This window comes from Nitrosomonas sp., assembly GCF_022842015.1.
GTDB lineage: Bacteria > Pseudomonadota > Gammaproteobacteria > Burkholderiales > Nitrosomonadaceae > Nitrosomonas.
On record NZ_JALHQJ010000096.1, the window covers coordinates 1 to 8,944 of the forward strand.

Annotated in this window: 10 protein-coding genes; 8 read left to right on the top strand and 2 right to left on the bottom strand. The window is 45.5% G+C overall.

The features are described 5' to 3' along the window. Positions 1-33: 33 nt before the first annotated feature. Complete coding sequence (locus Q0C11_RS13650; RefSeq protein ID WP_293008891.1) at positions 34-1,272, bottom strand: diguanylate cyclase; 1,239 nt, start codon at positions 1,270-1,272, stop codon at positions 34-36. A gap of 255 nt (positions 1,273-1,527) precedes the next feature. Here Q0C11_RS13650 and Q0C11_RS13655 point away from each other — a divergent pair, with 255 nt between their 5' ends. The 8 genes from Q0C11_RS13655 to Q0C11_RS13690 all read left to right on the top strand — a co-directional run bounded on the left by Q0C11_RS13655 (position 1,528) and on the right by Q0C11_RS13690 (position 8,062). Then, positions 1,528-1,935 (top strand): PTS fructose transporter subunit IIA, encoded by a 408-nt coding sequence (locus tag Q0C11_RS13655; protein ID WP_293008893.1) that lies wholly within the window; start codon positions 1,528-1,530, stop codon positions 1,933-1,935. After that, entirely contained in the window at positions 1,925-2,194 is a 270-nt protein-coding gene (locus Q0C11_RS13660) for an HPr family phosphocarrier protein (RefSeq protein WP_293008895.1), read from the top strand. Before Q0C11_RS13655 ends, Q0C11_RS13660 begins: the two co-directional genes overlap by 11 nt. Further along, a complete protein-coding gene (ptsP, locus tag Q0C11_RS13665; RefSeq protein WP_293008897.1) occupies positions 2,191-3,918 on the top strand; it encodes a phosphoenolpyruvate--protein phosphotransferase in 1,728 nt (575 codons plus the stop codon). Before Q0C11_RS13660 ends, ptsP begins: the two co-directional genes overlap by 4 nt. A 75-nt stretch (positions 3,919-3,993) precedes the next feature. Continuing rightward, complete coding sequence (locus Q0C11_RS13670) at positions 3,994-5,121, top strand: homoserine O-acetyltransferase (RefSeq protein ID WP_293008899.1); 1,128 nt, start codon at positions 3,994-3,996, stop codon at positions 5,119-5,121. A gap of 25 nt (positions 5,122-5,146) precedes the next feature. Then, complete coding sequence (gene metW, locus Q0C11_RS13675) at positions 5,147-5,764, top strand: methionine biosynthesis protein MetW (protein WP_293008901.1); 618 nt, start codon at positions 5,147-5,149, stop codon at positions 5,762-5,764. A 2-nt stretch (positions 5,765-5,766) separates the two neighbouring features. Next, positions 5,767-6,348 (top strand): plasmid pRiA4b ORF-3 family protein, encoded by a 582-nt coding sequence (locus tag Q0C11_RS13680; RefSeq protein ID WP_293008903.1) that lies wholly within the window; start codon positions 5,767-5,769, stop codon positions 6,346-6,348. A 230-nt stretch (positions 6,349-6,578) separates the two neighbouring features. Next, on the top strand, positions 6,579-7,004 hold the full coding sequence (locus tag Q0C11_RS13685; RefSeq protein WP_293008905.1) for an acyl-CoA thioesterase: 426 nt from the start codon (positions 6,579-6,581) through the stop codon (positions 7,002-7,004). Positions 7,005-7,141: 137 nt separating this feature from the next. Further along, complete coding sequence (locus Q0C11_RS13690) at positions 7,142-8,062, top strand: sulfotransferase domain-containing protein (protein ID WP_293008907.1); 921 nt, start codon at positions 7,142-7,144, stop codon at positions 8,060-8,062. A gap of 741 nt (positions 8,063-8,803) precedes the next feature. Here Q0C11_RS13690 and Q0C11_RS13695 read toward each other — a convergent pair. After that, positions 8,804-8,944: cold shock domain-containing protein (locus Q0C11_RS13695; RefSeq protein ID WP_293008909.1), on the bottom strand; the 141-nt coding region annotated here is incomplete at its 5' end.

An 8,944-nucleotide genomic window follows, 5' to 3' on the forward strand; every position in this document is an offset into this window, starting at 1 on the left:
TTAGTTAAGAGGATTTATTCTGTTTGTGCGAGTCTAAGAGACTTTTCTACTGGTCAATGTGTGGCTTGCCAGTTCCACCCGGTTTCTACCTTTATGTTTAGCTTGGTAAAGCGCCTCATCTGCTTTTTTTAATAGCGATTTCTCATTCAGCGTTTTTGCTTCTGCGCCGATCGCCACGCCCAAACTGATTGTTATGGAGACAAAGGTTTCATTGATTTTAATTTCTTTGCAAGCGACTGCATTACGAAATCTTTCTGCAGCTCTTAACGCGCCATCCAGATTATACGGCGAGAGGATTGCCAGAAACTCTTCACCGCCATAACGTCCAATGTATTCATGAGAACGGGCTGACTCAGTCAGCCGGTTGGCAATTTCACATAATACTGCATCCCCTGCAGGATGGCCGTAGGTATCATTTATGGCTTTGAAGTGATCAATATCGATCATGATGATTGCTATGTTGTAACCCCCTCGTTTAGCACGCTGGATTTGTTTGTGCAGAATGTCAAATATACCGGGGCGGTTGAGCAAGCCGGTTAGCGCATCGTGTTTGACACGTTGTTCGAGTGATTTCTTCTGTGCCTTGAGTTGTTTGTTTAACTTCATCCCTTGGTATAATTGGTTTTTTTCAATCAGAATAGATACCTGACTGGCGATTTGCAACGCTAGATCTTGCTGTGAATGTAAATCTTTGCAGGCATTTTTATTACGACTGGAAAAGAAAATAAACCCGGTTGGTTTGCCACCGGCAAGCAAAGGGCAGATGAGACAGGAACGGATACCTTCGCTAAAAATGGCTTGCGTAAGGCGGGATTTAGAGTGTTTCTCCAGGTGTGCATTTACATCATCAATAATTAGCATGTCTCTGGGATTTGTAAGTGCTAATAGACTGCTGTCAGACGTAGGGATAGTGAGTCCGGTGTTTAATATCAATGGCTCATAACTGGCACGTGACCAATGTAATTTAAGTTTGTTTCCATCATTCTCGAGCAATGCCAGGCTAATCCGATCGTAAGGCAGGTGATCCTGGAAGGATTCATAGATATGGTTCAAAACATCGATTAAATGAAGATTGCGGTTGCATTCGACCATAATCTTATAAAGCGATTGATTTCTTTTGAGTTGCTTCTGAAGATAGCTGGATAATTTTTCTAGTGATTTTCCGAGGCGACCAATTTCGTCATCGCCGGTTGGAATATCCGGTGTGAGATCGCCCTGAGACATTGCTTCAGCCGCTCTGAGTAATGTCTGGATTCGGTCATTCTTTTCCATGTTTTCGCAACCCATTAAATGATAATGTTTTGTGAGTCAAGATAGTTAGGTACGTATTCTATTAACGGCTTTACCAGCTTTTGAGTGATCGGTAGGTCATTAATTCACTGGTTTCTATTTTCCTCCAAAACACAGAAATGATGGAATGTCTTTGCATAAAAATAATTTTAAGATAATGCCTGACAGCATAAGGTATTTAAGTGCCGTCAATGCTAAAATCTTTAGCCGAATTTTAAGAATAATGTAAAAAACAAGATGATAGGGATTTTAGTGCTCACACATGAAGATTTGGGGGATCATTTGATTCGCTGTGCGAGTCATGTGGTGGGTATGAAGCCGCGGCAGTTGTCGCATTTAGGTGTTTTTATCCAGGATGACCCTGAGGTCGTGTTAGTTAAAGCGCGCAAATTGATAGAACAACTGGATAGTGGGGATGGCGTTCTGATATTGAGCGATATGTTGGGTGCGACACCCTGCAACATTGCCAGTCGATTGATACGGTCCGGTAAAGTGGAATGTCTTGTCGGTGCCAACTTACCGATGCTGGTGCGTGTGATAACTTATAGGAATGAGCCGTTATCTGATGTGATCAAGAAAGGATTAAGCGGCGGTCAGAGTGGTGTGCTACAAATTAACGCGGAAGAATCAAATCATGCAAATTAAGGAAGTCGAAATTGTCAATAAACTGGGCTTGCATGCGCGAGCATCAGCAAAGCTGACCAAACTGGCGAGTCAATTTAACAGCGAAGTCTGGGCGACGCGTAATAGCCGCCGCGTCAATGCGAAAAGTATTATGGGTGTGATGACGTTGGCAGCCAATAAGGGTTCGCGCATACAGCTCGAAACTACGGGTGATGACGAGATTGAGGCGATGACAGCATTAGTCGCATTGGTTGAAGATTATTTTGGCGAGGGTGAATGAGCTTTATTTTACATGGCATAGGCGTATCGGAAGGCATCGCAATCGGTCACGCGCATCTGGCTGATCCTGCCGCATTGGAGGTGGTGCACTATCTGATTCCAAAAAATCAGGTAGAGAAAGAAATTGCACGGCTGAACAGTGCTTTTGCTGTGGTGCGAAAAGAATTCGAGGCGTTGCAACAATCTGTTGCAGACGGACATGCGCGTGCGGAGTTTAGTGCATTTCTCGATTTGCATTTGATGATCCTGGATGATCCGATGTTGTCAGAAGCCACTCGCAGCATGATTGTGCAGACCTATTGCAATGCTGAATGGGCGTTAACGCAGCAGATGCAGGAATTGTTGGCGCAGTTTGAAGCAATTGAGGATGCATACCTGCGCGAACGTAAGTCCGATGTAAAGCAAGTGGTTGAGCGTGTACTTAAAGCGATGTTGGGGCATCCCAGTTCTTTACCGATTGCGCCGAAGTTGACTGGCGACAGTATTTTGGTTGCGCACGACCTAAGTCCCGCCGATGTGATGCAGTACAAACAACATCAATTCATCGCGTTCCTGACCGACTTGGGCAGCCAGACATCGCATACTGCGATTGTTGCGCGCAGTCTCAACATTCCTTCGATCGTGGCATTGCACCATGCGCATCAGTTGATTTTGGAAAATGACTGGCTGATTGTCGATGGGACTCACGGCATCATAATTGTAAATCCGGACAAATATGTTCTGGATGAATATCGCCTGCGGCAAAGCCAGTTTGGATTGGAAAGGAAGAAATTACAACGCCTTAAAAGCGTTGCTGCGGTAACATTGGACGGCACGCAGGTTGATTTACATGCCAACATTGAACTGCCGGAGGATATTGCGCAAGTCAAAGAAAGTGGTGCTGTTGGCATTGGGTTGTTCCGTAGTGAATTTTTATTCCTGAATCGCGATGATTTGCCGGGCGAGGATGAGCAATTTGAAGCGTACCGCACGGTGGCGGTGAAAATGCATAAGTTGCCGGTCACCATACGCACATTCGATTTAGGCGCGGACAAGAGTCTCAAGGGGAGTGAACAAGTTGCGACTAATCCGGCATTGGGTTTGCGTGCGATTCGATTAAGCTTGGCAGAACCGAAAATGTTTCACAAGCAATTGCGCGCTATTTTGCGCGCTTCCAGGTACGGCGAAGTGCGTATTCTGGTGCCAATGTTGTCCAATGTTGCGGAAATCGATCAAACACTGCAATACATTGAGTATGCCAAACAGACTTTACGCGATGACAAAATTCAGTTTAATGAGCATATTAAAATCGGCGGTATGATAGAAATACCAGCGGCTGCCTTGTGTATCGAATCTTTTATGCGCAAGCTGGATTTCTTATCGATCGGCACTAACGATTTGATTCAATATACTTTGGCGGTTGACCGGATTGATGATGCTGTGGCGCATTTGTACGATCCTTTTCATCCTGCGATACTCTGGCTGGTTTCGCACATTATCCAGAGCGCCAATCGCGCCAAAGTGCCGGTATCCATCTGTGGCGAGATGGCGGGTGACAAACAGTTTACGCGATTGTTGTTAGGGATTGGATTGCAGCAGTTTTCCATGTATCCGTCGCAGTTGCTGACAGTAAAAAACCAGATTCTGAAAAGCCATTTGCCTGATATTATTCCATTAGCGCAAAAAATCATCAGGACGGACCAACCGGAAAAGATGGCTGCGTTGCTGGCTAAATTGAATGACTAGTATGCGCTGATTTATTGACGATATAATGGCTGACGAAATATTTGGTTGTTTGCCTGGAATTCTCCTTTTATACAAATGCAAGATTCAAAATCAGTGGGTGTAGTAATCCCCCAATACGTACAAATTGATAAGCCATTGCAGCTGAAAAGCGGATTGTCGCTGGATAGCTATCATTTGGTGTATGAAACCTACGGACAACTGAACGCTGCAAGATCCAATGCTGTTTTGATTTGTCATGCACTTTCCGGCACTCATCATGTGGCTGGTGTTTATGCGGATGATGAGAAGAGCATCGGTTGGTGGGATAATATGGTCGGCCCGGGAAAGCCGATCGATACCAATCGGCTTTTTGTCATTGGCGTGAATAATCTGGGTGGTTGTCACGGTTCTACGGGGCCGGCCAGCATTGATCCCCGCACTGGCAAGCATTATGGCGCGAGCTTTCCTGTGGTGACGGTAGAAGATTGGGTCGAGACGCAAGCACAATTGGCTGAACATTTAGGGATTGAGCAGTTTGCCGCAGTGGTGGGCGGTAGTCTGGGCGGTATGCAAGCGATGCAATGGACACTGGATTATCCGGAAAAAGTTCGTCATGCGCTGGTGATCGCGGCGGCTCCCAAGTTGACCGCACAAAATATTGCATTTAATGATGTTGCCCGCCAAGCGATCATGACTGACCAGGAATTTTACGGTGGTAATTTTTATGCCTATGATACCCTGCCTCGACGTGGCTTGCGGCTGGCGCGCATGCTGGGACATATCACTTATCTTTCCGATGATTCGATGGCAGCTAAATTTGGTCGCAGTTTACGCAACGGTGAACTTTCTTTCGGTTTTGATGTGGAGTTCGAAATCGAGTCGTATCTGCGTTACCAAGGCGACAAATTTGCGGATTTATTCGATGCCAATAGCTATTTGCTGATGACTAAAGCGCTGGATTATTTTGATCCAGCCGGATCTTATGATGGTGACCTGAGCTCGGCATTCCGGGTAGCCAAAGCAAATTTCCTGGTGATATCGTTTACCTCGGATTGGCGTTTTTCACCCGAGCGTTCCCGGGAAATTGTCAAAGCCCTATTAAAAAACAAGCTTAATGTAAGTTATGCTGAAATTACTTCCAGTCATGGCCATGACTCGTTTTTGATGACAACGCCTTGTTATCATCAACTGGTGCGGGCGTATATGGACAATATTTCTATTTAGGTAAAAATGAACCTGATCATTAATCATGACTGATACCATAGCACCATCAACCATTGCATTACGCCCGGATTTTGCCGCCATTGCGGAATGGATTAATCCTGGCGCGAAAATACTCGATTTGGGTTGCGGTGATGGCTCGTTATTGCGCTATTTACGCGATACGCGTAACGTCTTTGGCTACGGTGTGGAAATCGATGATGATAATCTTCTCAGTTGTTTTCGCAATGGTATCAATGTAATTCATAATGATCTTGAAGCGGGATTGTCCAGCTTCGCATCGGATTCGTTCGATTATGTCATTCTGTCGCAGACCTTGCAGGCTGTGCGGAACACCGAGGGTATCATTCAGGAAATGCTGCGGGTCGGCAAGGAAGGAATTATTTCCTTTCCCAATTTTGGCCACTGGAAAAACCGCGTGCAAGTAGTTTCCGGACGTATGCCTGTGTCAGAAACATTACCGTATAATTGGTACGATACGCCGAATATTCATCTTTGTACGCTGGGTGATTTTGAAGAGCTGTGTCAGCGATGCAACGCGCGAATTTTGGAGCGCAGTGTGATGAATAATCATTATCGCCCAGTAAATTTCCTGCCAAACTTAAGAGGAATGCTGGCGTTTTACCGTTTTGAAAGTAGAGACTAATAGTGATAGCAACACGTTTAACAGCAAAATCTTTACGCTCCATTTATCAGCTTAAAGTAACCCTGAAAGGCATGCGTCCGCCAATTTGGCGCAGGATTTTAGTTGCGAGCACGACTAAGCTGGATGATATTCATCTCATTTTGCAAATCGTGATGGGCTGGACCAATTCCCACCTGCACGAGTTTATTCAAGGACGGGATCGTTATGGTGAGCCGGATGAGGATTTTCCTTCAGATGCTCAAGATGAAACGCGATACCGGTTAGATCAAATATTGAAGCAAGAAAAGGGAAAGCTGATCTATCTCTATGATTTTGGTGATGGTTGGGAACACGAGGTGGTTTTGGAGAAAATTCTGCCTTTTGAAACCAGTGCTACTTTACCCATTTGTCTGAAAGGGCGCCGTGCCTGTCCGCCGGAAGATATTGGAGGTATTGGAGGATATATGATGTTTCTGGATGCAATTTCTGATCCGGCACACCCGGAACATGAAGTCATGCTGGAATGGATTGCTGAGGATATTGAGGGTTCATTTGACCCGGAAACATTTGATCTTGCTGAGGTAAATCAACTGCTGCAGAGTTAATCTGCAGCTGTTATCTTAGTCTTGGCCATGAATTTCGTAGGGTTGAGTTTTTAGAGCGTGCAATAGTTTTCCCCATGAGCTCCAGAGCGCTGAGTTCTGCTCCAAGTAACACATTATGACTTATACGAACGCGAAGGTGTGGATTATATCCACTTTCGCGTTTTTTTGGATTTTGGACATACATAGATTATCTGATAGTCTATTGTCTGATAAATCGCCTTGTACTTGTCATGCACGACAATAAAACCCACGATTCAGCACTTCATGCCCCGTTGCCGGAAAGACAGCCCATACTGCGCATGGTGCCGACGTCGTCTGACACGAATTATGCTGGCGATATTTTCGGCGGCTGGATCATGTCGCAAGTGGATATCGCCGGAAGCATTCCGGCGATTCGCCAAGCGCGTGGGCGGGTCGTCACAGTTGCTGTCAATTCGTTTGTTTTTAAACAGCCGGTATTTGTTGGCGATCTGGTCAGTTTCTATGCCGACATCATTAAGATTGGGCGAACCTCGATTACCGTTGATGTGGCGGTATATGCGCAACGCGGAGTGCGCGAAGGGGGTAATGAAATTTGCATCAAAGTGACCGAAGCCGTTCTGACTTATGTGGCGATCGATAACGACCGGCGGCCAAGAACCGTATCGCAGGAATAACATGATGCGTTGAATGCAAGCGGTTGCCCATTAAGTCGATCACAGATTTGTTACAATTCATTATCTGCTCGTGGCGATTGCTTGCCAACTCGAGTGTGTTCCTAAAGGTTAACAACATTTAATAACAGGCTACCAAAATGCAGAATTTACCTCAACGTACCCATATCTATCAGAATCATCATTTCGACAGCACACGCTGGGATTATTTTCAGTCGCGTGATAATGATATCGTTATCGCAACATCATACAAAGCGGGTACGACGTGGACGCAAGCGATTGTTGCGCATCTGCTCTTTCCCGATGGGGATTTCCCGGCTCCACCTGCGCAAATGTCGCCGTGGCTGGACATGCGGATTATTCCGCTTGAAGTGGTTTTGAACAACTTGAAGGCGCAGCAACATCGCCGCTTTATCAAGACGCACCTGCCGCTTGATGGTGTGCCATATAGTGAAAAAATCAAATATCTCTATGTCGCTCGCGACACGCGTGATGTCTTCATGTCTTTGTGGAATCACTATGCGAAAATGAAGGAAGAGATGTTCATGCTATTGAATATGCTACCTGGACGCATGGGGGATGAACTCCCGCTTCCTCCGGAGGATATTCATGATTTTTGGCGGAATTGGATATCCCGAGGCTCTTTTGCGTGGGAAACAGACGGCTGGCCATACTGGTCGCATCTCGCCAATGTTCAATCCTGGTGGAATTTCCGTCATTTGCCTAATATTCAGTTGTTTCACTATAGCGACATGCTCGCAGACACCGAGCGCGAGGTTTGCCGCATCGCCGCTTTTCTGGAAATCGAAGTACCTGAACAAGCTTGGGAAGGCATCATCAAGGCCGTTTCATTTGCCGAAATGAAACGCCAGGGCGAGTTGTATGCGCCGGGAGGTGGTCAATTCTGGAAGGGTGGAGCGGAGACTTTTATGCACAAAGGCACCAATAACCGCTGGCGCGACGTGCTCTCTGATGAAGAGTTGGTATGCTACGACGCCGCTTGCAAACGTGCGTTGACGCCTGATTGTCGGGAGTGGCTTGAGAATGGAGGAACGATTTGATTTGAAAACTTACTGCTGTCTGTCAACACCAAAGCAAGTCAACCTGACTGAACTATAATTGGCATAATGAGTTTTCGTATAACTTTCTGACTGGGATAATCAGGTACATGGCGCATGTGACGCGATCTTCTCACAAATACCACGATTTGCTCCGAGATTTGAATTTAAGAGCCTGGCAGAAAGGCATAATTCAGATTGATCTTTACGTGCTGCATCCAGATGGTCGGAGGTAGTGACCTTGGCATGGCGCAATTCGCCGGTCGAAAAAGCTTGCGAGATATTTTAGAAAACAATACTTCAACCCAGGTTCATTCTCTTTACCATAAACCTTTGTCTGTTGGTTTCTCCGTAGGTAAATTATTACGCGACAAAAAGAGCGCTATCAAGCTTCATGTCGAATGTGAATAACAGCGATGATGCTTGGTACAGAGCCGTTTGACAGAGAAAAAGATATTCTTGTTATCGCTTTAAGGTCAATAACTAAATTTAAAGTTATTAGTTGCGAGTCGGCCTTGAAGTACCAGGGGTTAACTTAGATTGCTGTATTTGAATTTAGTTGAATAACGTAACCTCATGGTTTTATTGCGAAGAGATCTATCCAACGATAAACAGGCCAACAATATCAGATCGTCTGGTTGTGAAAACTTATGGGATAGTTATGATAAGAACGAACTAAAGATTCTGCAATAAAAAATCGACCGCAAGCGGTCGATTTTTTATTAATGCTACTTCTAACTATATTTACTGCGGTACGATATTGGACGCTTGTTTACCCTTAGGGCCAGTTGTGATGTCGAAGGTAACACGCTGAGCTTCTCGTAGTGATTTATAACCGCCACTGGTGATTGCAGAGAAGTGAGCAAATATGTCTTCTCCACCGTC